General features: G+C 66.0%; 26 protein-coding genes and 1 pseudogene. 11 read left to right on the top strand and 16 right to left on the bottom strand.

Features of this window, described 5'->3' with window-relative positions; all coding sequences use genetic code 11:
• The first annotated feature begins 32 nt into the window (after positions 1 to 32).
• Positions 33 to 362, top strand: a complete 330-nt coding sequence (locus QGN30_RS09240; protein WP_225344783.1) for a hypothetical protein — start codon at positions 33 to 35, stop codon at positions 360 to 362.
• A gap of 6 nt (positions 363 to 368) precedes the next feature.
• On the opposite strand, the gene QGN30_RS09235 is transcribed toward QGN30_RS09240, so the two are convergent.
• From QGN30_RS09235 to QGN30_RS09220, 4 genes are all read right to left on the bottom strand, one after another.
• Positions 369 to 1,328 (bottom strand): phosphotransferase family protein, encoded by a 960-nt coding sequence (locus QGN30_RS09235; protein ID WP_248923180.1) that lies wholly within the window; start codon positions 1,326 to 1,328, stop codon positions 369 to 371.
• Complete coding sequence (locus tag QGN30_RS09230; protein ID WP_014380797.1) at positions 1,328 to 2,125, bottom strand: SDR family NAD(P)-dependent oxidoreductase; 798 nt, start codon at positions 2,123 to 2,125, stop codon at positions 1,328 to 1,330. Before QGN30_RS09230 ends, QGN30_RS09235 begins: the two co-directional genes overlap by 1 nt.
• Before the next feature lie 61 nt (positions 2,126 to 2,186).
• Entirely contained in the window at positions 2,187 to 2,627 is a 441-nt protein-coding gene (locus QGN30_RS09225) for a DoxX family protein (protein ID WP_014380798.1), read from the bottom strand.
• Entirely contained in the window at positions 2,624 to 3,634 is a 1,011-nt protein-coding gene (locus tag QGN30_RS09220; protein ID WP_014380799.1) for an alpha/beta hydrolase, read from the bottom strand. The genes QGN30_RS09225 and QGN30_RS09220 overlap by 4 nt, the downstream gene beginning before the upstream one ends.
• Before the next feature lies 1 nt (position 3,635).
• On the opposite strand from QGN30_RS09220, the gene QGN30_RS09215 reads away from it, so the two are divergent.
• The 7 genes from QGN30_RS09215 (at position 3,636) to QGN30_RS09185 (ending at position 9,605) form a co-directional block, all read left to right on the top strand.
• The gene (locus QGN30_RS09215) at positions 3,636 to 3,959 is read left to right on the top strand and encodes a DMT family transporter (protein ID WP_041787211.1); all 324 of its coding nucleotides are present in this window, start codon (positions 3,636 to 3,638) and stop codon (positions 3,957 to 3,959) included.
• 44 nt (positions 3,960 to 4,003) lie between these two features.
• Positions 4,004 to 4,663 (top strand): hypothetical protein, encoded by a 660-nt coding sequence (locus QGN30_RS09210; protein WP_095580395.1) that lies wholly within the window; start codon positions 4,004 to 4,006, stop codon positions 4,661 to 4,663.
• A gap of 10 nt (positions 4,664 to 4,673) precedes the next feature.
• Positions 4,674 to 4,859: a hypothetical protein gene (locus tag QGN30_RS09205; protein WP_009954707.1), complete on the top strand. Its 186-nt coding sequence runs from the start codon at positions 4,674 to 4,676 to the stop codon at positions 4,857 to 4,859.
• Positions 4,860 to 4,936: 77 nt separating this feature from the next.
• Positions 4,937 to 5,362, top strand: coding sequence for a hypothetical protein (locus QGN30_RS09200; protein WP_014380802.1), 426 nt, complete (start codon positions 4,937 to 4,939; stop codon positions 5,360 to 5,362).
• 147 nt (positions 5,363 to 5,509) lie between these two features.
• A complete protein-coding gene (locus tag QGN30_RS09195) occupies positions 5,510 to 5,908 on the top strand; it encodes an MmpS family transport accessory protein (protein ID WP_009954705.1) in 399 nt (132 codons plus the stop codon).
• Positions 5,905 to 8,733: an MMPL/RND family transporter gene (locus QGN30_RS09190; RefSeq protein ID WP_248923181.1), complete on the top strand. Its 2,829-nt coding sequence runs from the start codon at positions 5,905 to 5,907 to the stop codon at positions 8,731 to 8,733. The genes QGN30_RS09195 and QGN30_RS09190 overlap by 4 nt, the downstream gene beginning before the upstream one ends.
• A gap of 44 nt (positions 8,734 to 8,777) precedes the next feature.
• Entirely contained in the window at positions 8,778 to 9,605 is an 828-nt protein-coding gene (locus QGN30_RS09185; protein ID WP_014385529.1) for a mycofactocin-coupled SDR family oxidoreductase, read from the top strand.
• A 2-nt stretch (positions 9,606 to 9,607) separates the two neighbouring features.
• On the opposite strand, the gene QGN30_RS09180 is transcribed toward QGN30_RS09185, so the two are convergent.
• Genes QGN30_RS09180 through QGN30_RS09135 form a run of 10 tightly spaced genes read right to left on the bottom strand, consistent with a single transcriptional unit; the run spans position 9,608 to position 17,869 of the window.
• The gene (locus QGN30_RS09180) at positions 9,608 to 10,162 is read right to left on the bottom strand and encodes a carboxymuconolactone decarboxylase family protein (protein WP_014385530.1); all 555 of its coding nucleotides are present in this window, start codon (positions 10,160 to 10,162) and stop codon (positions 9,608 to 9,610) included.
• The gene (locus QGN30_RS09175) at positions 10,159 to 11,001 is read right to left on the bottom strand and encodes a TauD/TfdA dioxygenase family protein (RefSeq protein ID WP_009954700.1); all 843 of its coding nucleotides are present in this window, start codon (positions 10,999 to 11,001) and stop codon (positions 10,159 to 10,161) included. The genes QGN30_RS09180 and QGN30_RS09175 overlap by 4 nt, the downstream gene beginning before the upstream one ends.
• A 27-nt stretch (positions 11,002 to 11,028) precedes the next feature.
• Positions 11,029 to 11,367: a hypothetical protein gene (locus QGN30_RS09170; protein WP_009954699.1), complete on the bottom strand. Its 339-nt coding sequence runs from the start codon at positions 11,365 to 11,367 to the stop codon at positions 11,029 to 11,031.
• Complete coding sequence (locus QGN30_RS09165) at positions 11,364 to 12,626, bottom strand: aromatic ring-hydroxylating oxygenase subunit alpha (RefSeq protein WP_009954698.1); 1,263 nt, start codon at positions 12,624 to 12,626, stop codon at positions 11,364 to 11,366. Before QGN30_RS09165 ends, QGN30_RS09170 begins: the two co-directional genes overlap by 4 nt.
• A gap of 13 nt (positions 12,627 to 12,639) precedes the next feature.
• On the bottom strand, positions 12,640 to 13,383 hold the full coding sequence (locus QGN30_RS09160) for an SDR family NAD(P)-dependent oxidoreductase (protein ID WP_014383055.1): 744 nt from the start codon (positions 13,381 to 13,383) through the stop codon (positions 12,640 to 12,642).
• Between the two features lie 20 nt (positions 13,384 to 13,403).
• Positions 13,404 to 14,498, bottom strand: coding sequence for a ferredoxin--NADP reductase (locus QGN30_RS09155; protein ID WP_248923182.1), 1,095 nt, complete (start codon positions 14,496 to 14,498; stop codon positions 13,404 to 13,406).
• A 56-nt stretch (positions 14,499 to 14,554) separates the two neighbouring features.
• Positions 14,555 to 15,007 (bottom strand): MarR family winged helix-turn-helix transcriptional regulator, encoded by a 453-nt coding sequence (locus tag QGN30_RS09150; protein WP_008259268.1) that lies wholly within the window; start codon positions 15,005 to 15,007, stop codon positions 14,555 to 14,557.
• A gap of 11 nt (positions 15,008 to 15,018) precedes the next feature.
• A complete protein-coding gene (locus QGN30_RS09145; protein ID WP_014383058.1) occupies positions 15,019 to 16,272 on the bottom strand; it encodes a metal-dependent hydrolase family protein in 1,254 nt (417 codons plus the stop codon).
• Positions 16,269 to 16,604: a hypothetical protein gene (locus tag QGN30_RS09140; protein ID WP_248923183.1), complete on the bottom strand. Its 336-nt coding sequence runs from the start codon at positions 16,602 to 16,604 to the stop codon at positions 16,269 to 16,271. Before QGN30_RS09140 ends, QGN30_RS09145 begins: the two co-directional genes overlap by 4 nt.
• The gene (locus QGN30_RS09135; protein WP_014942713.1) at positions 16,601 to 17,869 is read right to left on the bottom strand and encodes an aromatic ring-hydroxylating oxygenase subunit alpha; all 1,269 of its coding nucleotides are present in this window, start codon (positions 17,867 to 17,869) and stop codon (positions 16,601 to 16,603) included. Before QGN30_RS09135 ends, QGN30_RS09140 begins: the two co-directional genes overlap by 4 nt.
• A 164-nt stretch (positions 17,870 to 18,033) precedes the next feature.
• Between QGN30_RS09135 and QGN30_RS09130 the strand changes: the two genes are divergently transcribed.
• The gene (locus QGN30_RS09130; RefSeq protein WP_014385535.1) at positions 18,034 to 19,479 is read left to right on the top strand and encodes an aldehyde dehydrogenase; all 1,446 of its coding nucleotides are present in this window, start codon (positions 18,034 to 18,036) and stop codon (positions 19,477 to 19,479) included.
• A 43-nt stretch (positions 19,480 to 19,522) separates the two neighbouring features.
• Here the strand turns inward: QGN30_RS09130 and QGN30_RS09125 are convergent, their stop codons facing one another.
• The gene (locus QGN30_RS09125) at positions 19,523 to 19,756 is read right to left on the bottom strand and encodes a hypothetical protein (protein WP_026071254.1); all 234 of its coding nucleotides are present in this window, start codon (positions 19,754 to 19,756) and stop codon (positions 19,523 to 19,525) included.
• 209 nt (positions 19,757 to 19,965) lie between these two features.
• On the opposite strand from QGN30_RS09125, the pseudogene QGN30_RS09120 reads away from it, so the two are divergent.
• A pseudogene (locus QGN30_RS09120) lies at positions 19,966 to 21,599 on the top strand (fatty acyl-AMP ligase).
• 169 nt (positions 21,600 to 21,768) lie between these two features.
• Positions 21,769 to 22,209: a DUF5994 family protein gene (locus tag QGN30_RS09115; protein WP_009954687.1), complete on the top strand. Its 441-nt coding sequence runs from the start codon at positions 21,769 to 21,771 to the stop codon at positions 22,207 to 22,209.
• On the opposite strand, the gene QGN30_RS09110 is transcribed toward QGN30_RS09115, so the two are convergent.
• Positions 22,206 to 22,400, bottom strand: coding sequence for a hypothetical protein (locus tag QGN30_RS09110; RefSeq protein ID WP_014380809.1), 195 nt, complete (start codon positions 22,398 to 22,400; stop codon positions 22,206 to 22,208). The two genes, QGN30_RS09115 and QGN30_RS09110, sit on opposite strands and share 4 nt — an antisense overlap.
• Between the last annotated feature and the right edge of the window lie 185 nt (positions 22,401 to 22,585).

The following is a 22,585-nucleotide window of genomic DNA, read 5'->3' as shown; positions in this document are numbered from 1 at the left end:
GCTGGCCGGCAATCCACATTTGTTGTTCGTTCGTGACTGTTATGCAATGTAGAATCGGCAGTAGCGTTTCGACAATCTCCAGTATCCGGCGGATCACGGAGAGGGTAACGATGATTTCTCGCAGGTGCGCTTGCCTACTGGTCGCGGGTTCGACGGTCCTCGCGGCGCTGACCGGCGGCACCGGGACGGCACTTGCGAATCCGGACGCCGGCCAGCAGCCCGACATCCCGGCGATCGACGAATGGCCGATACAGTTCCCGACCACGATGACGAATCCGATCGACGATGATGAAAACGAACTGTCGACCACCGGCGGCGGTGTCGGAATGGTTTGTCAAAATCTCGGGGCCCACTGCGGCTGAGTACCGTCAGTCCAGCATCGACAGGGCGCGCGCCAGTAGCCGCGGCAGACTGGGTGCCATCGCTTCCAATTCGGCCCGCGGCGATCGCCTTCGGCGGTTGTGCTTGACGATCAGCGACCACGTCGCCACCGATTTGTAGCACGCCAACGCGGTGGACCAGCCCAAATCGGTTGTCTCGCAACCCAACTCGCACCGATAGATCTCGGCGAGTTCGGCGGTCGGCGGTGCCATCCCGTCCGGCGCCCGAACCCTGCGGTAGGTGTCCGGGTCGCAGTTGATCAGGAACCAGCCCACATCGATGCGCGGATCGCCGATCGACCAGATCTCCCAATCGATCACCGCGTTGATCCGCGCCCCGGAGGCGAGCAGGTTGCCCAGCCGAAAGTCACCGTGCACCACGCCCGGCGCCATCGCGCTTGGCGCGCAGGCCAATAGGGCGTCGCGGACGTTCGGCCAGCCGGGCGCCAGCGCCGGATCGACGGTGCTCAGCGTGTCGGACCAGCGGTGGACTTCGGCGACCGGGTCGACGACGGGTTCATCGCCCAGCCCGAGCTCCGTCGGCGAAAGCCGGTGCAGCGCGGCCATGGCCCGGCACGCGTTCCGGTACCGATCGGTCACGTCCGCAACGGGCGCGCATCCGTCGAAGAGCGGTTCGACACAGTCGCCGTCGACCCGGGACATGACATACAGCGGCGGTGTGTCCGGGGGATGTCCCGGGTCCTCCCGCAGCACATCGGGAACCGGAACACTGGTCGCGGCAAGGGCTTTGAGGATACGTGCCTGGCGCAGCACGTCGCGATGAGCGACCGGTTCGACGCCCGGTGGAGCGACCTTGATCACCACACGCCGGCCACCCAGATCACCCCCGAAGGTCAGGCTGGAGGCGCCCCCGGACAGTGGAGCGACGTCCGTGACCCCCGCATCGGCGAGGCGCGCGCGCAGTTCGCCCAGGTCGAGCTCAGCCATCAGCCCGCCGGTGCGGTCCAGCCGACCTCGGCGAGGAACGGCTGGGTGTGGGCGATGCGCCCGGTCAACGACTTTGGATCGCCCGTGCACAACCGGAACGCGGTTTCGGTGATCAGGGCGATGTCTTCGGTGTCGGTCTTGGCCAGGTCGAGGGCGCCGGCGCCGGGCGTGGCGACGGGGTTGGACGGTGCGGCGGCGTTCACGGCGATGCCGTCGTCGTACAGTTCTGCCGCAAGGCTTTTCGTCAACCGATTGAGGGCGGCCTTGGCCGTCCCGTAGATGCCGAAGCCCGCGGTCCGGTCGAACTCGGAGAACGGCGGGCCGGGCGGCAGGTCGCCGCCCACCGACGTGAGGTTCAGGATCCAGCCGCGCCCGCGCTCGCGCATCGCGGGGATCGCCAGCTGGCACAGGTGCAGCGGGCCGAGGACGTGCATCTCCATCATCAGCCGGGCGCGCCGCTCGGGGAACCCGTCCAGGGGCCGCAGGAAGGTGACGGCGGCGTTGTTCACCAGGATGTCCGGTGCGCCGACGGCGCCGGTCACCTCGGCGAAGAGCCGTTCGCGGTCTTCGGCTTGGGACAGATCCGCTTGGACCGCAATGGCTTTCCCGCCGGCGGCGACGATCTCGTCGCGCGTCTGGCTCAGCGAGCCCTGGTATTTGGGGTCGGGCTCCATCGTGCGGGCGGTCAGCGCCACGGTGGCTCCGCTCTCGGCCAGGCGCGCGGCAATCGCCTTGCCCAGGCCCCGGCTGCTCCCGGTCACGAGAGCCACCATCCCGTCGCACTGCTGCACGCTCATTGGTCGTCCTCCTCCGGAACCGCCGTCATCGGAAATGGCTTCTCCGCATCAGAGAATGCCATTATCGCCGGTTGAGGGGAAGCCTCCTGCCGCGCGCCGCGTCGAGCGAGTAGGGGCCGCCGCCGATGAAGACCAGCAGGAAGAACGCGAAGCAGAAGAGGATGGACAGCGCGCCGCCGTTGCCCCCGGGCGGGTCGGCGACGGGCCAGAGGGCCATGGGCTGATGCATCCAGAAGTAGGCGACCGCCATCTCGCCCGACGCGATGAATGCGGCGGTGCGCGTGAACAACCCGGCGGCGACGAGCAGGCCGGCGACGATCTCGATCAGGCCGGCATACCAGCCGGGCCAGGATCCGAACTCGACGACAACGGGCGAGCGGACGGGCCAATCGAACAGGCTCCTCGACCCGTACGCGGCGAAGAGCAGGCCGTAGACGAGGCGAAACGCGGACAACGCGGCCGGGGCGTGGCGGGCCAGGCGGCGGTCGAGACCCTTCGTCACGATCCACACGTTACGGTCGCGGTCCAGTCCAGCAGTCGCCGCCACAGCCGGTGCCGGCTCGACGCCATGTTGTGGCAGTGCGCGCTGTCGGCCAACACCACCGTGGTGATGTCGGGGCAACTCCGGTACAGCGCCGCCTCGGCGCGGGGATCCGGTGAGACGTCGACGGCGCCGAAACCGACCAGCACCGGGACGTCGATGCGCGCCGCATGGTCGGCCACGATGCCGGGGATCATCGCCGTGCCGAACACCCGCGGCACCACCGACTTGGCGGTGACGGAGTCGGCGGCGACGACGGCCGCGGGAACGTCGGCGAGGTGAAACCAGCTCTGCAGATGCTCGCGCGGGCCCTCGAAATACGGCTGCGGCAAGGCCGAAAGGATTTCCTGGGCGAGCTCGGCGCGCCCCTGCGGGGATCCGGCGCGAGCGATGAGCGCCGCATCGAGGTTCAGCGGCGCGACGTGCCGATTGGTGCACCCGAGGAGCGCCATGCCGGAGTAACTGGGGAACAGCGCTTGCTGGGTGAGGGCAAGGTAGCCGCCCAGCGAATGCGCCACGGCCACCGGCGGCGCATGGACGCCGATGGTGTCCGGCAGAGCCGCCACGGCGCAGGCCAGCGTGGCGGCGATGTCGGCGAAGTCGAAGTCGCGGGCCGGTTGCGAGCTTTCGCCGGTGCCCAACGGATCGATCGTCACGACCGCGTAGCCGTCGCCGGTGGCGAATTCGGCGAAGCTGTACCCGTCGTGGCCGGGAATCTCGAGGTCCCAGTACTCGCGGCTGTAGGTGCCGCCCGGCAGGCAGACGAGGATGGCGGCCGCGCCGTCGCCCGCGCGCGCCGGGTAATAGGTCGCCGCCAGCGATGCCCGCTCGCCGATCGCGCCGCTGACGTCGAGGCTCAACACGTGAGCGGGAAACGCCATCGCACGCAACTCCTTTCCGAACGGACGCCGCGCCAGGGTGATCAGTGTGTCAGGTTCGCCGTACCCGCGGCTAGCGTTGTCGGGCATGTTGACCTACCTGTACCTGCTCGGCGCGATCTTCGCGGAAGTGGTGGCGACCAGCCTGCTCAAGAGCACCGAAGGTTTCTCTCGACTCTGGCCGACCGTGGTTTGCCTGGTCGGTTACGCCATCTCGTTCGCGTTGCTGGCGGTCTCGATTTCGCGCGGCATGCAGACCGATGTCGCCTACGCGTTGTGGTCGGCCATCGGCACGGCCCTCATCGTGTTGATCGCCGTGCTGTTCCTGGGCTCGTCGATATCGTTGACCAAGGTCGTCGGCGTCGGCCTGATCATCGCGGGTGTCGTCACGCTCAATTTGAGTGGCGCCCACTGAGGGCAGCAGCCAGGATCGACGCAACGACTCGTGGCAGGAGAAAAGTGACCTTTCGATTCCGTGGCCTCGCCCTCGTTGCGTTGACCATGGCGCTGGCATTGCTGCTCGCTCCGCGCGGCTCGGCCGACGCCTACACCGACGAGCTGGTGGCCCAGTTCAACGCCGAGACGCATGTGGTGACCGACCCCGGGGCCAGGCCGCCGCTGCGCAATGTCGGCGAACTGAATCGGCAGATCCTCGCCGGTCCGTGGACGTGGAGCTCCCAGCCACCGGTCTGGGTGGCGGCGGTGGCGCCCGGCAACAGCGGTGTGACCACGGCGGATGCCATCCACGGCGCGATGTCGGCGCGGGAGCCCAAGTTCAGCGGCGTCATCGTCGTCATCGACTCGCACGGCTACCACGTCCGTGCCTACAAGGTGCCCAAAGTCATTGCGGACCGCGTCGATGAATTGATGAATCAGTCGGCCACCGAGCACGGACCCGACCCGTACGCGACCACCAGTGCGTTCGTCAGCAGGCTGGCCGCCCTCGACGTCCCCGCCAACGCGCCGGTGGCCACCTCTGCGGTCGCCCACGAGAAGCACGACGACTGGGCCTGGCTGAAGGTGACGCTGGTCATTTCCGGCATCGCCCTGGCGATGGGCGCGCTGCTCTGGATCGTCGTGCGCCGAAATCGCAAGCACCGCAAGCCAATCGACAAGTGAGGTCTTCCCGATGAGTACGAACAAGATCAATCGCGGCATCCTGCTCGCCATGGTGCTGATCGGAACGATCGCCTACGGCTTGCTGTACAGCCACGCGTCGACGGTGTTCAAGCTGCTCGTTCCGCTCGCCCTGCTGTTCCTGCTGGGGATGGTCATCCGCGATGTGCTCAAGGACCGGGACTCCGGAAAGCCCTGACGTCGCGCCGCGACGACTGGGGTAGCGTTCTCCGGAAAGTTTTCGCCTCGTGCGTCGGCGGAGAGCAGGGACTGAGAATGAGTGCGAGTCTGTATGGCCTTCTGACCGCGATCAGCCTCGCGCTGGCAGTGCTATTGGCGGCCGTCGCCGGCTTCTACGTCAATCGCCTGGAGCGCCGGCCGACCCTGCCGATCAGCGAGGAAATCGGCAGCGCTAAAGCGGTTTTGCACAAGGTGCGCAAGCGCGAACCGATGTCGCAGGACGAGGTGGACTACGCCAGGCAGGTCGTCGCCGATCGTCGGTCGGTGATGGCCCTGTGCATCCCGGGCGCCCTGTTCATGTTGAGCTGTTTTTTCGTCTTCGGCAGCCTGTACCACCTGCATGGAGCGACGCCTTCCGAGCGCACGTTCCTCGGCGTGATCCCCATGCTGACCTCGACGAACCTGGCCGTTCAGCTGCGCCGCAGCGCGAGTCTGAAGCGCCGGCTGCAGAAACTGCCTTGACTCTGTCCGTTGAGTACATGACCGTCTACTATCCGTATGGGCTCCGAGGCCGGGGCCGCGGCAGAACACGATGTGCAAAACGGATTCTTCAGAGGTGATCGAGTGGGCCCTCGTTCAGTCGGGCGGACTGTCCTGGCGCGAATCTGGATGCCGTTGGTCGCCGTCGTCGCGGTCGGTGTGGGCCTGCTGTGCATGTACAAGGTGCACCAGTTCTCCGAGCCGGAGCCGGTCATCACCGTCAACGGTCCGCAGGCCCCCGAGCAGTTCAACCCCAAACGGATCACCTATGAGGTGTTCGGCTCCCCCGGGCAGGGCGGCAAGCTCGTCTACATCGACATCGAGGGCCACCCGCATCAGGTTGATTTCACGACCCTGCCGTGGACCCACACGGAGACCACCACACTCACGGTGGCGTCCGGCAGCATTTCGGTGCACGTTCGTGGCGGCCAGGTCGGCTGCCGGATGCTGGTCAATGGCGTAGTCCGCGACGAACAGTCGGATGACCATCAGGACGCCGACGTCCAGTGCAGGGTGAAATCGGCATGAGCGAGCATCGCTCCGATGAGCCGAGTGTCAAGCGCCCGTTCATCCCCAGGATGGTCCGCGCTTTCGCGATACCGATCATCTTCTTCTGGGGCCTGCTCGCGGTCACGACGAATACCTTTATGCCCCAAGTGGAACGGGTCGCAGAGGAACTCGCCGGGCCCATGGTCCCGCACTACGCCCCCTCCCAGCGGGCGCTGTTGCACATCGGCGAAAAGTTTCAGGAATCGAACTCGACCAACCTGACCATGGTGGTCTTCGAGGCGAACCGGCAACTGGGAGACCAGGATCACCGGTACTACGACGACCTGATGCGCCGCCTCCAAAACGACACCAAACACGTGCAATACGTGATGGATTTGTGGGGCAAGCCTTTCACGGCGGCGGGGGCGCAAAGCGTCGACGGCAAGTGCACCTACGTGCTGCTGCGTCTCGCCGGCGATATCGGCCAGATTCAGGCGAACCAGTCGGTGGACGCCGTCCGCGACATCATCAGGAAGGACACCCCGCCACCCGGGCTCAAGGTCTATGTCAGCGGCGCGGCCCCGCTGGCCTCCGACACCCTCGCCATCGCCAACGCCAGCCTGAACAACGTCACCATCGTCACGATCATCCTCATCGTCGTGATGCTGCTGCTCGTGTACCGCACGCCCTCAACCCTGTTGGTGCCCTTGCTCGGCGTCCTCATCGAGATGCTCGTCGCCAAGGGCGTCGTCTCGACCCTGGGGCATTACGGGTACATCGAACTGTCGTCGTTCGCGGTGAACATCGTCATCGCGCTGACCCTGGGCGCGGGGACGGATTACGGCATATTCCTGATGGGCCGATACCACGAGGCGCGGCAGGCCGGCGAAAGCCGGGAGGACAGTTTCTACATCGCCTACAAGGGCGTCGCACCCATCATCATCGGGTCCGGCCTGACGATCGCCGGCGCGTGCTACTGCTTGACGTTTGCGCGCCTGAACTACTTCCACACCATGGGGCCGGCCGTCGCGATCACGATGCTGTTCACCATCGCCGCGGCGATGACGCTGGGCCCGGCGGTGTTGACCGTCGGCAGCCTGTTCGGGATGTTCGACCCGAGAACCAGCACCAAGGGACTGTTGTACCGGCGCATCGGGGCGAGCGTGGTGCGCTGGCCGGTGCCCATCCTGGCGGCCAGCTCCGCGGTCGTCATGATCGGGGCGATCTTCGTCCCCACCTACCGGCAGAACTACGACGACCGGCAGTACCAGCCGGCCGGCGCGCCCGCCAACCTGGGTTTCCAGGCGGCGGATCGGCACTTTCCCAAGAGCAAGCTGTTCTCCGAGATGCTGATGGTCGAAACCGACCACGACATGCGCAATTCGGCCGACTTCATCTCGCTGGACCGAGTCGCCAAGGCCCTGATCCGGTTGCACGGCGTGGCGATGGTGCAGGGCATGACCAGGCCCCTGGGCCGGGCGCTCGAGCACGCCAGCATCCCGTACCTGTTCACCACGCAGGGCAGCGGCAACGGCCAACAACTCCCGTTCAACAGGGAGCAGAACTCCAACACCGACGCGCAGGCCGAGATCCAGGCGCACTCCGTCGCGGTGTTGCGAAAGGAGATCGGCTTTTTCCAAAAGGTGTCCGACGAATTGCACCAGACGGTGCTCACCGTGGAGGACCTGCAACGGGTCAGCGAAGAGATGAACGAGGAAGTCTCGAATCTCGACGACTTCTTCCGCCCGATCAAGAGCTACTTCTATTGGGAGAAGCACTGTTTCGACATCCCCATCTGCTGGGCGTTCCGATCCTTGTGGGACACCATCGACCACATCGACCACCTGGCCGAGGACATCAACCACGCCAGGATCTCGCTCACGGAGGTGGACAAGGCGTTCCCGCAGATCATCGCCCAACTGAAAGCCACCGCCGACGACACCGAGGCGCTGCAGTTGAAGTTGGTCAACAGTTACGGGTCGGCGGATCTACAGTCCATCCAGACCGACCAGACGTTCGACGACCTGATCAACGTGGGCAACGACTTCGACAGGTCCCGCAGCGACGACTACTTCTACATCCCGCACGAGGGTTTCGACAACGAGGACGTCAAGACGGGCATGAAGTTGATGATGTCGCCCGACGGCAAGGCGGCCCGCTTCATCGTCACCCACGAGGGCGACGCGATGGGACCCGAAGGGGTGGAGCACGTCGAACAGTTCCCCGACGCGATCAAGACGATCCTCAAGGAGACCTCTCTCGCCGGCGCCCGGGTCTACATCGGCGGTTCGGGGTCCAACGACAAGGACATCAAGCAATACGCGATGTCGGACCTGCTGATCGCGGCGATCGCGGCGTTTGTGCTGATTTTCTTGATCATGATGTTCATCACGCGAAGTCTGGTGGCGGCGTTGGTGATTCCCGGAACGGTGGCCTTCTCCTACGCCGGCGCGTTCGGCCTGTCCATACTTTTCTGGCAGCACCTCGTGGGCCTGCATTTGCACTGGCTGGTCCTGCCGCTGACGTTCATCATCCTGGTGGCCGTCGGGTCGGACTACAACCTGCTGCTGATCAACAGGGTCAAAGAGGAGTTGCACGGCGGCATCCACACCGGTCTCATCCGCGCGCTCGGCAGCACCGGGGGCGTGGTCACATCCGCGGGCCTGGTGTTCGCGTTCACCATGCTGGCCATGCTCACCAGCGATCTGCGGACCATCGGTCAGGTGGGTTCCACCGTGTGCATCGGCCTGCTGCTCGACACCCTGATCGTGCGTTCGTTCGTCGTGCCGTGCATCCTGCGCATCCTCGGGCCGTGGTTCTGGTGGCCGACGCTGGTGCGTTCCCGCCCGCTGCCCCAGCGCTGATCCCGCAATCCCACCGCCACCCCGACACGGAAGGCCCAAATCGCATGAGCGCCAACGACACTCCCCTGGCCGGTCGAGTCGCCTTCGTCACCGGCGCCGCGCGTGGGCAGGGCCGCTCCCATTGCGTCCGGTTGGCGCGGGCCGGCGCCGACATCGTCGCCATCGACGCGTGCGCCCCGGTCGCGGCGCACAATGGCTATCCGGCCTCGACACCCGAGGACCTTGCCGAGACGACGCGCCTGGTGGAAAGCGAAGGCCGCAAGATGCTGGCCGACCAAGTCGATGTCCGGGACGCCGCGGGGCAACAGCGGGTGGTCGACGAGGCGATCACCCAATTCGGCCGCCTCGACATCGTCGTCGCCAACGCCGGCGTGCTGAACTGGGGCCGACTCTGGGAGATCTCGGCGCAGCAATGGCAGGACGTCCTCGACGTCAACCTGACCGGTGTGTGGAACACCATCAAAGCCACTGTGCCCGCGATGATTCAGGCCGGCAATGGGGGCTCGATCATCACCATCAGCTCGGCCGCGGGCGTGAAGGCCGTACCGGGGTGTGGTCACTACTGCGCCAGCAAGTTCGGTGTGGTCGGCATGACCAACTCCCTGGCGGTCGAGCTCGGCGAGCACGGCATCCGGGTGAACTCGGTGCACCCGTATGGCACCGACACCCCGATGGGCAACGACCCCTCGATGTGGCAGCTCTTCGCCGACCACCAGACCTACATTCACAGCTTCTCCCCCGGCGCGCTGCCCACCGATTCACTCGCCGACCCGGACCTGGTCTCCGACATCGTGCTGTGGCTCGCCAGCGACGCGTCCTCGCTCGTCACCGCCGCGCAGATCCCCGCCGACAAGGGTTACCTGAAAATCTGATCTCAGTGGTGCGCCTCGTCTTGGACGCCGAAAGTGTTGACGGCCAAGGCCAGCAGCAGGTAGCCACCGATGGTGAAGATCAGATCCATGCATTGCTGCTCGGTGAACAAGCGGCACAGGTCATCCCAGGTCGTCTCGGCGACCGTGCTGTCGGCCGTGAGATCGTCGACGGCGGCGATCACGGCCCGGTCGGTCTCATCGGCGCAGCGGCCGGTCCCAATGTCGTCGATCTCGGATTCGGACAGCCCCGCTCGCGCGGCGATGGGGAGGTGGTGCGACCACAGATAGCCGCACTTGCTCCGGTGCACCACGCGAAGCAGCGCGACTTCTCGCACCCGCGGCGACAGCGTCGATCGGGTCAGCAGGTACGCGTTGAACGGCAGGTAGGCCGCGGTCAGGTCGGGATGGCGGACCAGGGTGGACAAAACATTGCCCGCGCCAACGGGATTCGCCCGCTCGGTGGGGATCAGGGATGCCAGCGATTCCCGGGCGCGCTCGTCCCATTCCCCGGCGGGCAGCGGCGTCAGGCGCAGCGGGTGACGACCGTCCGTGGTCATTCGATCGGCTCGTCGCCGAGCACGGTGGTGCGCAGCATTTCGCGTTGGGAGTCCGGGTCGTACGGGGCCGCACGGTGCAGCACCCCGCGGTTGTCCCAGATGACGGTGTCCCCGACCGACCAGCTGTGGCTGTAGACCTTCTCGGGCGTCGTCGCGCGCGCCAGGAGCTCGTCCAAAAGGGCGCGGCCCTCGTCGAGCTCCATGCCGACGACGTAGTCCGCGGAGGCGCCCAGCACGAGTGATTTGCGGCCGCTGCGGTGCGTCCACACCAGGGGATGCTCATGCGTGCGCCGAGATCGCCAGCGCTGCACCTGTTCCGGGGAGGGATCGGGATACACGCGGCGCTGGGAGGCTTCCAGCGAGTGCACCACGCGCAACGTGCCGAACCGCTGCTTCTCCTCATCGGTCAGGTCGTCGTAGGCGGCGTAGCTGTTGGCGAACTCGGTTTCCCCGCCCCATTCGGCCACCCGCACCGCCGAGAGCACCGTGGCCTTCTGGGGGCATTCGTCGCCCAGCGGCGTGCAGCCATCGATGTGCCAGTCGAAGGTGGCCTTCAGGTAGGCGGCCGAGGCGTTCTTGGACTTGTCCAGCGTGATCGGGTAGATCCCGGCCACCGGGTGATGGCCGTCCGAGGAGTGATCGACCTCGCCGAGGAGGCGGCAGAAGCCGACCTGGGCCACAGGATCGAGGTGCAGGCCGCGGAAGACCAGAACGCCGTTGTCTTCCAACGCATCCAACACCGCCGCGCCGACCGAGTCGTCGGCCAGCTCGGTGGGCCCCAGGCCCGCGACCTCGGCGCCGACGGACTCGGTGAGTTTGGTGATGGTGAGCAGACCCATGGTCGCTCCTTTCCGGAGAGGGATGAATCAGGGCACCGGCCAGCCGGTCCGGGTCATGACCGCGTCGGCGGCGTCGACCGGGGCCGGTTGATGCATGATCTCCACCGCCATGGCGACCATGACCAGCGAATAGATCATGTGCAACAGGTTGAGCGCATCGTCGGGCAGGTTGTCGAGCGGAAACTTGTCGCAGTAGTCGATGGCCTCTTCGAGGCGCGGAAAAAACGCGTTGTAGAAGTCGAGTAGCTGCGGCATCGACGCGCCGACCCGGGCGTTCCAGCGCTCGGTTTCGGTTGCCAGGCACCAGGTTTGGGCGTAGTCCTCCAGCTCGGCGAATGCGCTGGGCAACATGGGATGCATGGTCACACCCCCACCGGATCCTGTTCGCGGCGATAGGCTTCGACCCAATCGACGACGACCTTGTGCAGGTGGCGTACCAAGATCTCTTGGTCGTTGAGGGGAAAGTCGTCGACGATGCCGTATTCCAGCGCCGCCTGGGTCCCGCCGAGCATTCCGGCGTCTTGTAGCGCAAACTCTTTGAGCACCACCGCGGCGACCTCGTGCTCGATGCGCTCGCGCACGGTGCTCGCCGGGTGGAAGTAGGTGTACGCCTCGAACCGGTGCGTGTTGTGCGAGGTGGGCCAGTACCGGTACAGCAGATACCATCCGCCGTAGATCAAAATCTCGATGTTCGGGAAGATCTGGAAATTGCTGATCCCCCAGGGCTCGATCCCACCAGGGTTGAGCCCGGCCGGCAGCTCGCCGATGTCCGGGGTCTGCCACGGCCCCACCAGCCCGCTGCGGGTGGCGCGCTCGATCGGGTACATGTATTCCGGCGGCAACAGCCAGCGGCGCCGCCCGGCGGTGGAGACCAGCCGGTGCGGGCCGTCGAGTTGGAAGTGCCCGCAGGTGAATCCGGCGTTGGGGTCGCGCACCTCCGCCGGCACCTGCTGCGAGTGCAGCGACGGCACGTGGTAGTACTCCTGGAAGGCGTCGGCGAAGATCTTCCAGTTGCTGTTGTTGTGGGCCACCCAGTCGTAGCGTTCGGTCAGCTTCCCGAACGGATAATCGTCGAGCCCGGTGATCATCGGGCCGAGGAACTCGCGCAGGCTCTGGCGCGGCTCGGTGTCGAAGTTGATGAAGACGAAGCCGTTCCACACGTCGCAGTGCACCGGACGCAGCCCATACTTCGCGGGATCGAGGTCGAAGAACTCCGATTCCTGCTGCACGAACTTCAGCGCGCCCTGCAGGTCGTAGCGCCAGCCGTGGTACTTGCAGGTGAACTGCCGGCAGGTGCCGCGGGTCTCCTCGCCGGGATAGTCGTTCCACACCAACTTGTTTCCGCGATGCCTGCACACGTTGTAGAAGGCGCGGATTCGCTCGTCTTTGCCCTTGACCACGATCACCGACGCCCCGACGACTTCGATCTCTTTGGTCAGGTAGCTGCCGACGCGGGGCAATTCCTCCACCCGGGCGACGTTGAGCCACGCGCGCTTGAAGATCGCCTCCCGCTCGAGTTCGTAGAACTCGCGGGACGTCGAATCCCTGAAAGAGACGGGGCCCGTGCCCAATTCGGGGTAGTGCTCGGTCCAGGAGCCTTCCGGCGGCCGGCCTGATCTCGTCATCGCATCCTCACTATCACATCACCGATCCGCCATTGACGCCCAAGACCTGACCGGTGATGTACCTCGCTTCTTCCGAACACAAAAAGCCCACCGCGGCCGCGATGTCGGCCCCGGTGCCCAGGTAGCCCACCGGGATATTGCTGGCGATCTGCTCGTTGGAGGGCAGGTACCCGGCGGCCTGGCCCTGGTGCTGCATCGGGGTCTCGATGCCCGAGGGCGGGATGTTGTTGACGGTGATCCCGTTCGCCGCGTATTCGCGGGCCAGCGACTTGGTCAACGTGATCACCGCGCCTTTGGACGCCGCGTAGTGGGCGGCGAACGGGGATCCGCGCTGGGCGCTCGACGACGAGATCATCACGATTCTCCCCCAGTTCGCCTCCACCATGTCCGGGAGCGCGACTTGGCAGCAATGAAACGTGCCGGTCAGGTTGACATCGATGATCCGCGACCAGGATGCGGCGGTGATGTCCAAGAAGGGCGAAAACCCGAACATCCCGGCGCTGGTCACCAGGACCGTCACCGGTCCCAGTTCGCTGCGCACCTTCGCGAACGCCTGCTCGACGGCGGACCGATCGGTGACGTCGGCGCCCACCGCTAGCGCGGTCGCACCTTCGGCGCGCAGGCCGTCGGTGACGCGTTGCGCCGCATGCTCGTTGACATCGAGGACGGCCACCTTGAGGCCGCGCCGGCCCAATTCGTGACACGTCGCCTCACCCATGCCTGAGGCGCCGCCGGTCACCACCGCCACCCTGGTCATCGCATCCGCCGCCCTATCGCTCATTCGTAGACCACCCGCACCGTGGGACTGGTCGGCACGGCCTGACACGTCAGCACCCAGCCGTCGTCGACCTCATCCTGGTCGAGCGCATCGTTGTTGATCATCCGGGCGCTACCCTGCGTCAGGCGCCCCATACACGTTCCACACGAACCGATTTCACACGAGGACGGCGCCCGCAGCCCCGCCATGCGGGCTGTCTGCAACAGCGTGTTGCCCGCGTAGTACGGCGCGGTGGTCGTCGATCCGTCCAGCACGATGGTGACCTCGTCGGTGACCGCGTCGGTCTCCGGCGGCGCCGCCGCGGCCACGTCGGCCACGTCGAAATGCTCGATGTGCAGGCGGCCGGTGGGCACGCCCGCCGCGCCCAGGGCGGTTCGCACCGTATCCATGAACTCGTTCGGCCCGCAGACGTAGAAGTCGGCGCCGTCGGTGTTCTCGACGAACGCGGCGATGTCCGCCTGGGTGGCGAAGCCGCGTTGGTCGTCGAGATGGTGGTGCAGGACGAAACGGTCCGCGTGGCGCTTTTCCAGCGTTTTGAGGGCCTCGTCGAAGATCACCGCGTCCCGGTTTCGGTTGGCGTAGAACAACCGCGCGCCGCGCGTGCCGGACACCAGCGCGGTGCGCAACAGCGAAAACACCGGCGTGATGCCGCTTCCGCCGGCGAACGCGACCACGTTCCGGCCGGTGTCGTCCAAGACGAAGCGTCCCTGCGGTGGCAGGGCGTAGAGCAGGTCGCCGGGTGCGGCGGTGTCGTTGAGCCAGTTGGACACCGCGCCGCCGCGGTCGCGTTTGACCGTGATGCGCAGGTCTTCACCGACCGCGGGGGATGACGACATCGAGTAGCAGCGCCGGTACTCGCGCCCGTCGACGCGGACCAGCAGCGTCAGGAATTGCCCGGCTTGGTAGCCGAACCGTGCCGCGCTGCCCCGGGGAACATCGAGAACGATCGACACGGCGTCGCGGGTTTCGGGTATCACGTGCTTGACCCGAAGGGGCACAAAGCCTTCCGGGACATCGGCCATGTCGACAGCGCCCGCTGCGCCGCCGGTCACGGTCGCCGGACCGGCGTTCGCTGTGCTGTGGTGATCGCCCATCTCCGTCAGAGTATCAACTACTTGCGATTAGTCTCAAGTACTAGATATTGGTCACGTCATCCGTCGACGTGATCGTCGAACAGCTCATGGCCGGTGCCCTTTTCGACCACGCGGCCCAGCAATTCGCGCAGGGTCCGCTGCTCTTCCTCGGTCAGCACGCCGAACACCTCCTGGTGTGCGGCGATCGCGTCACTGACCACCGTTTCGGCGACTTTGCGGCCCTCGCCGGTCAGGTAGGCACGCAGGATGCGCGCGTGCTGGGGGTCCTGCTTCCTTTCCACCAGGGCGCGACGTTCCAAGGCGGTGAGCGCGAGCTGGACGCCTTGCGGGCTGATCAGCAGCCGCCGCGCCAATTCGGCGCCGGACAACCCGGGTTCGTTGGCCAATTGGCGCAGCACACCGATCTGGGCGGTGCTCACGCCGTGTTCGCGCATCGCCTCGTTGATGGTGGTCAGGGAGTAATAGAAGGCCTGCTTGAGCAGCCACAGGATGTTGTCGGTGAGTTCCATACCTGCCTCCGTCAGGCCGCGGGGCTTTTGTAGATCTGTCCGTTCTTCATGACAAAGCGGACGTCGAGCGTCTTGGCGATGTCGTCGAACGGGTCTCCCGGCACAGCGATGATGTCCGCGAGATAGCCGGGCGCCAGCCTGCCCAACTCGTCGTCGGCGTCGATCAGCTCGGCGGCCACCACCGTGGCCGCCCGGATTGCCTGCGCGGGAGTCATGCCCCGCTGCACCAGCGCACCCAGTTCTTTGGCGTTTTGGCCGTGCGGGATGGCCGGCGCGTCGGTGCCGCACGCAATCCGGACGCCCGCGTCGATCGCCTTGGGCAGCATGGCCTTTGCGCGCGGAAACACCTCCAGCGCCTTCTTGCGCAGCTCCGGCGCGATGCGGTCGATGGCCATGGCCTCCGTCAGATACGTGGTCGAGACCAGGAAGGTGCCGTGGTCGACCATCATCTGGATCGTTTCGTCACTGGCCAAAAAGCCGTGTTCGATGCAGTCGATGCCCGCGCGGATGCAGGCCTGGACCGCGGTGTCCCCGACGGCGTGCGCGGCCACGCGGACTCCGGCCCGGTGGGCTTCGTCGGCGATCGCGGCGAACTCGGCGTCGGAGTACTGCTGGGCGCCGGGCGCGGTGCTGTGCGACATCACCCCGCCCGAGGCCGACACCTTGATCAGCTTGGCGCCGTGCCGGATTTGATAACGCACGCAGGCGATCACGTCGGGTACGCCGTTGGCGATGCCCTCGGCCACCGAGAGCGGCATGACCCCGGGCGCCAACCGCTGAAAGACCGTCGGGTCCAGGTGCCCGCCGTACGGGGTGACGGCATGGCCGGCGGGATAGATGCGCGGCCCGACGTGCCAGCCCTGGTCGATGGCGCGCTGCAGCGCCACGTCGAGCAGATACCCGCCGGTCTTGACCATCAGCCCGAGATTGCGCACCGTGGTGAACCCGGCCTCCAGGGTGGTGCGCGCGTTGACCGCACCGCGCAACGTGCGATAGGCGGGGTCGTCCTGCACGCCATGCATGGGCGACGGCAGGCCCTCCGGCCCGCCGGGTCCGCCGATGAGCAGGTTGAGTTCCATGTCCATCAGGCCCGGCAGCAGCGTCACGTCGCCGAGATCGACGATGGCGGCCGAGTCCGGCAGCGGCCCTTCGGGATTGATCGCGGAGATGCGTTCGCCGTCGACCACGATCACCGCCGGAGCGTGGATCCGGCCCGTCACGACGTCGGCCCACCGCGCCGCCCGCAGGACGATCGCCTCGGTCATGGAACCGGCTCGGACACGCAGTCCAGGGTCGAAGCACCCGAGTCGGGGACGCGGGGTTGCTTCCAGCACTCCACCGGGAACGACACCATGATCATGGAGTAGAGCAGGTGCATCAGATTCAGAACGTCGTCCGGCAGGTCGTCGAGAGAGAACTTGTCGCAGAACGACAATGCCTCTTCGGCCCGCGGGGTGATCGCGTCGTAGAAGGCCTTCATTTCGACCATGGAACTGGCCAGCCTCTTGGCGTAACGTTCGGATTCGCTCGCCAGGCACCAGTCGGCGAACGGTTCGAGGTCGGCGAACTCGGCGGGCAGCATCGGCATCTCGTTCACACCCCCGCGCTCGTCGTCCGGCGATAGTCATCGATCCAGGCGGCGGTCTCCTTGTGGAGGTGACGGATCAGGACCTCCTGGTCGCACAGCAAGAACTCGTCGATCACCTGGGATTCGAGCATCGTCTGGGTCGCCTCCAGCGTGTTGGCGTCCTGCAGCCCGTATTCCTTGAACGACACCGCCGCCAGTTCCTGAGCGACGCGCTCACGCGGGGTGCGCGGCGCCGGGAAGTACAGCGTGCCCTCGAAGAGGTGACTGTTATACGACGTCGGCCAGTAGTGGTAGGTCAGATACCAGCCCTGGCCCCAGAACAGGATGACGAAGTTGGGGAACAGCTGGAACGAATCCAGCCCCCACGGATCACATTTCGCCGGGTTGAGCCCCTCGGGCATCGGGCCCAGATCGGGCTTGTCCCATGGCCCGAACAGCCCGCTCTGGCAGACGTCCTCCATCGGCTTGCGCATCTCGTCGGCCATTTCCCAGGCGCGCACCCCCGAGGTGCTGACCAGCCGGTGCGGCCCGTCCAGCCGGTAGTGCGGGGCCTCAAAACCCGCCTCGGCGGCCGCCTTCGAGTACGCGGTCGGTGACTGGTTCGCGTGCAACACGGGCGCGTGATAGAACTCCTGGAACGCGTCCATGTAGAGCTTCCAGTTCGCCTTGACCTCGGAGCGATAGCACCAGCGCGAGACCATCTTGTCGAAGGGATAACCTTCCAGCCCGGTGATCATGGGTCCGAGGAACTCTCGCAGCGACTGCTCGGGCTTCTTGGCGAAGTTGACGAAGATGAACCCTTCCCACACGTCGCAGTGCACCGGCACCAGCCCGTAGCGGCCCTTGTCGAGGTCGAAGAACTCCTCCTCCTGCTGCACGAAGGTGAGGTTGCCGTCCAGGTCGTAGCGCCAGCCGTGGTACTTGCAGGTGAACTGCCGGCACACCCCGGCTGTTTCTTCCTGCGGCATGTCGTTCCACACCAGCTTGTTGCCGCGATGCCGGCACACGTTGTGATAAGCCTTGATGTCGCCAGACGTGGTGCGCACCAAGATGATTGAGGTGTTGACAACCTTCAGCTCGCGGGTGAGGTAACTGCCTTTGCGCGGAAGCTGTTCAACACGACCGACATTGAGCCAGGCACGCTTGAAGATGGCGTCACGTTCCAACTCATAGATCTCGGGGCTGATCGAGTCCCGGTAGGACACCGGCTCGGTGCCCAATTCCGGGTAATGCTGGGTCCAGCTCCCCTCCGGCGGTTTAGGAAATCGAGCCATGATCGCTCCTTAGCAGTCCAATCTCAGCGAAACTGCAGCAATGCCTGCGCGAAAACAACCACCCGCGCACCGGTTTCACCGATCCCTGAGGGCTCCGTCACGGCCGACGGTATATCCTCGTGTCACCAATAGCAAGTAGTTGATACTGGCCCCGGGAGGCGCGGATGGACCATCACCCCGCAGTGCAGATCGCCGGAAGCGATGGGGCGCGGCCGCAGGCCGGCGTCTTGCACGTCATCTCTCCGCACACCGAGGAACCGATCGCCGAGGTCAATGCGGCGGGATCCGACGACGTCGACGCGGCGGTGGCGGCGGCGCGCGCGGCCTTCGGGCCCTGGGGCCGCAGCGAGCCGGCGGAACGGGTCGCCGCGATCCGGCGCCTGGCCGACATCTACGACGGACGCCGCGCGGAGATGGCCACCACGATCACGGCCGAGATCGGCGCCCCGATCAGCTTCGCCCAGCGGGCCCAGGTCGGCCTGCCGGCATTCATGATGCGCGCGTTCTGCGACCTGGCCGAACGGCACCCGTGGCAGGAGACCAGGCCCGGGTTCTTCGGAAGCGACGTGCACGTCCGCAAGGAACCCGTCGGCGTCGTCGCGGCGATCGTGCCCTGGAACATGCCCCAGTTCCTCATCGTCACCAAACTGGTGCCCGCGCTGTTGGCCGGCTGCGCCGTCGTGCTCAAACCCGCCCCCGAAAGCCCGTTGGACGCGCTGCTTTTAGGCGAGATGATCGCCGAAGCCGGCCTGCCGCCGGGCGTGGTCAGCATCCTGCCGGGCGACGGTGCGCTGGGCGCCTACCTCGTCGCCCACCCGGGCGTCGACAAGGTGTCGTTCACCGGCTCCACCGCGGCGGGGCGGGCGGTGGCCGCATCGTGTGCGGTCAACCTCACCAAAGTCAGCCTGGAACTCGGCGGCAAGTCCGCCGCCCTGGTTCTCGACGACGCATCGCCGGACAAGGTGGCCGCCGGGGTGCGATCCGCGAGCCTGTCCAACAGCGGCCAGATCTGCAATGCGCTCACCCGGGTCCTGGTGCCGCAGGGGCGCCACGACGAGTACGTCGACGCGCTCGCCGCCGAGATGGCCGGCCTTCGCGTCGGCGATCCCAACGATCCCGACACCCAGCTCGGTCCGTTGGTGTCCCGGCGCCAGCAGCGACGCGTTCGCGACTACATCGAGATCGGCCAGAACGAGGGGGCGCGCGTCGTCATCGGCGGCACCGACATGCCCGACGGACTCGACCGCGGCTGGTATGTCCGGCCCACCCTGTTCGCGGCGGCCGACAATTCGATGCGCATCGCCCGGGAGGAGATCTTTGGGCCCGTCATCACCGTCATCCCCTACCGCGATGACGAGGAGGCGCTGGCGATCGCCAACGATTCCGATTACGGCCTGGCCGGCTCGGTGTGGAGCAACGACAGCGACCGTGCGCTGGCGATGGCCACCCGCATCCACACCGGGACCGTCGGCGTCAACCAGGGCTACACGATGGATCCGTTCGCGCCCTTCGGGGGCGTCAAGGCCAGCGGCTACGGCCGCGAACTCGGGCCCGAAGGCCTCGACGGTTACCTGGAAACGAAGTCGATCGCCATCGCCGCGGAATCCTAGATCCGTTGGCGCCCTTGGCGTTTGGCACGAATCTACGGCATCGTCATGCCGCTTTGGCGTATCTGCGAACCACGTCGTCCTCGCCGAACGTGCTGGTGCGCTGTTGGCCGTTGTCGTCGCGGCTGAAGAATGTCCATTGCCGCGGACCGCTCTGCGGACCACTGATCATCTTGACGGTCAGGCGCAGTTCCGTGGGGCGGCGCGTGCCGATGACGTCGCCGACCCGGATCTGCGACGGGTGAATCTCGGGTGCGTCGCACCAATTCTGTGTGGACATGACGTCCATCCTCCCTTGTTCCCAACAGCCTATCCGTAGTTCGGCGTTTCTCGCGGACGGATCAGCTTGCCGCGCCGTCAGCCTGACCCGGACAAGCGGCGCGCCCTCCGGGGAGACGCGCCTGAGGTCAGTAGCATGTCCTCGGCACCTCATACGTCCCGAGATGACCAAAACAGGCCTGTAGCTGGCCTGACACAGGGGAGGTGGCGGTGAGCAGATTCGTTGACGCGATGCTCTGCGCTGCGGAGTCGAGTACCCATGGCCTGGTGACCGGCGAACCTGGTTCGCCGGTTCGGTCTAGCTGGGCCGAAGTACATCAGAGCGCCCGACGGGTAGCCGGCGGACTGGCCGCCCTCCGGGTCGGCGCGGGCGATCGGGTCGGTGTGCTGGCCGGCGCTCCGGCGGAAGTCGCGCCGATCGCGCAGGGGGTCTGGCTGCGCGGCGCGTGTTTGACGATGCTGCATCAACCGACGCCACGCACCGATCTGCAGGCGTGGGTGCGCGACACCTTGGCGGTCATCACGATGATCGAGGCAACCGTCGTGATCGTGTCGGAGCCGTTCATGGCCGCGGTGGACGTGTTAGCCGAGCACGATGTCGCGGTGGTGACGATGGCCGAGCTATTGAGCGCCGCACCGACCACCGTCGTCGACAGCGATGAGAACGATCTGGCGCTTCTGCAGTTGACGTCTGGCTCGACGGATTGCCCTAAAGCAGTGATGATCACCCATGCGAACGTGTTCGCCAACGCCGAGGCGATGTTCGTCGGTGCCCAGTACGACTTGGACACCGACGTGATCGTGAGCTGGTTACCGCTATTCCACGACATGGGAATGACCGGATTCTTAACGGTGCCAATGCTATTCGGTGCCGAGTTGGTCAAGATCACGCCACTCGACTCTTGTCCGATATCTTGTTGTGGCCCAAGTTGATCGACAAGTACCGAGCGACCATGACCGCGGCACCGAATTTCGCCTACGCGATGCTCGCCAAGCGGTTACGGCGGCACGCAAAGCCCGGTGATTTTGATCTGTCGTCGTTGCGGTGGGCATTATCAGGTTCCGAGCAGGTCGAACCGGCCGACGTGGAGGAACTGTGTTTGGCCGGCGTGCCGTTCGGACTGCGTCCAGAAGCGATCTTGCCCGCTTATGGAATGGCCGAAACGACTGTGGCGGTGTCATTTTCGGAGTGTGGCCGTGGACTCGTCGTTGATGAGGTGGACGGCGATATGCTGGCGGTGCTGCGCCGCGCAGTGCCCACCGCCGCCGGCCGCACTCGTCGACTCGCATCGCTGGGGCCGCTGCTGAAGGGTATACAGGCACGCGTCGTCGATGAGGACGGCGCCGTTCAGGCGCCCCGCGGTGTGGGAGTCATCGAGTTGCGGGGAGATCCGGTCACGTCCGGGTATCTCACGACGGCCGGTTTCATGGCCGCTCAAGACGACCAGGGGTGGTTGAACACCGGCGATCTGGGTTATCTCACCGAGCAGGGCCACGTGGTCGTGTGCGGTCGGGCCAAAGACGTCATCATCATGGCCGGACGCAACATCTACCCCGCTGATGTCGAACGTGCTGCCGGGCGCGTCGTCGGGGTGCGCGCAGGGTGTGTGGCCGCCGTGCGGCTCGATGCCGGCCGTTCGCGGGAATCGTTTGCCGTTGCGGTGGAGTCGAACGACGTCGACGATCCCGCGCAGGTGCGGCGCATCAAGCATGAGGTCGCTCATGAAGTCGTCACCGAAGTCGCGGCGCGGCCACGCAGTGTGGTGGTGCTGGCCCCGGGGGCGATTCCCAAGACGCCGTCCGGCAAGCTGCGTCGCGGTTACGCGCTGCCCCTGGTCACATGAGCGCGCTCCTATAGCGAGCAAATCTCGGTGGTGGGGTAGCGTCGTAGGTGAGCCGTTTCGTTGTCCGCGGTGTTCCACCGCAATGGGCGCAGTGAACACCCAAAGGCAATGCGATTCCTCCACTCGCCACGCGACCGCGGACGAGCGATGCCGAACTTAGGAACAATCTGTGTATCGCACGGCGAGCCGACGCACGGCCGTCCCCGTCCGGGTCTCGGTCGCCCGCCAGTTAGGCGGCGACATCGACGGAGCGTGGTGGCCACGCGCGGACCGCATCACCAACGAATTACCCGGCCTTGTCGCGGCGCTGACACCCCTGCTCGGCGACATCTGCTCTGTCAACGTCAACTGGCCGGCACTACAACGACCGCCCGATTTCAACTGGCACGGATGGGAACACAAGCGCCAGCACGTGATGACGTTCATCGGCGGCGAGGAGCGGGTGAACCTTTTGATCGTTCCTTATGCGACATACAGCGGGCTTGCACTGATGGTGCTGCGCCGCGCGGCCGGACTGCCCGTCGAGGCCAAGGATCGCGACAAACCCGCGTTCGTCACCGCCGGCTCGATCCTGCAGGCCGCCCGACAACAACGCGCCCTCGACCGTTAGGCGATTTCGCTCACGACGTAGACGGCGACATAACCGATCGGGATGCCGGTCCAGGTTGCGATGCATTCGCGCGCGGCCAGTTCCACAGCGGCCCGACTTGTCGTGCGGGTGGACCTGCCGATCTCGGGGACGGTGATCGCCCATCCGTCGGCGTCGCGGGTGACTTCGATGTCGAAGCACTGACCGACCATCGGACACTTCACGCGGGGGACGACCCGCTGTCGACGAACGCCGCGCGACGCTTGTCGGCGCAGCAACGTGGGCTGAACAGGCATGGCTGCTTTCCTGAGTCGCAATCGAACCGCGGGCTAGATTAATGCGACCCAGGACGAAAACCTAATTGGCGGATCGCGCCGCATAACGGCGTTGCCCGAAG

It is taken from the genome of Mycobacterium sp. 3-98 (assembly GCF_035918355.1).
Classification (GTDB): Bacteria; Actinomycetota; Actinomycetes; order Mycobacteriales; family Mycobacteriaceae; genus Mycobacterium; species Mycobacterium intracellulare.
This window is presented reverse-complemented; position numbering and strand designations above follow the sequence as displayed.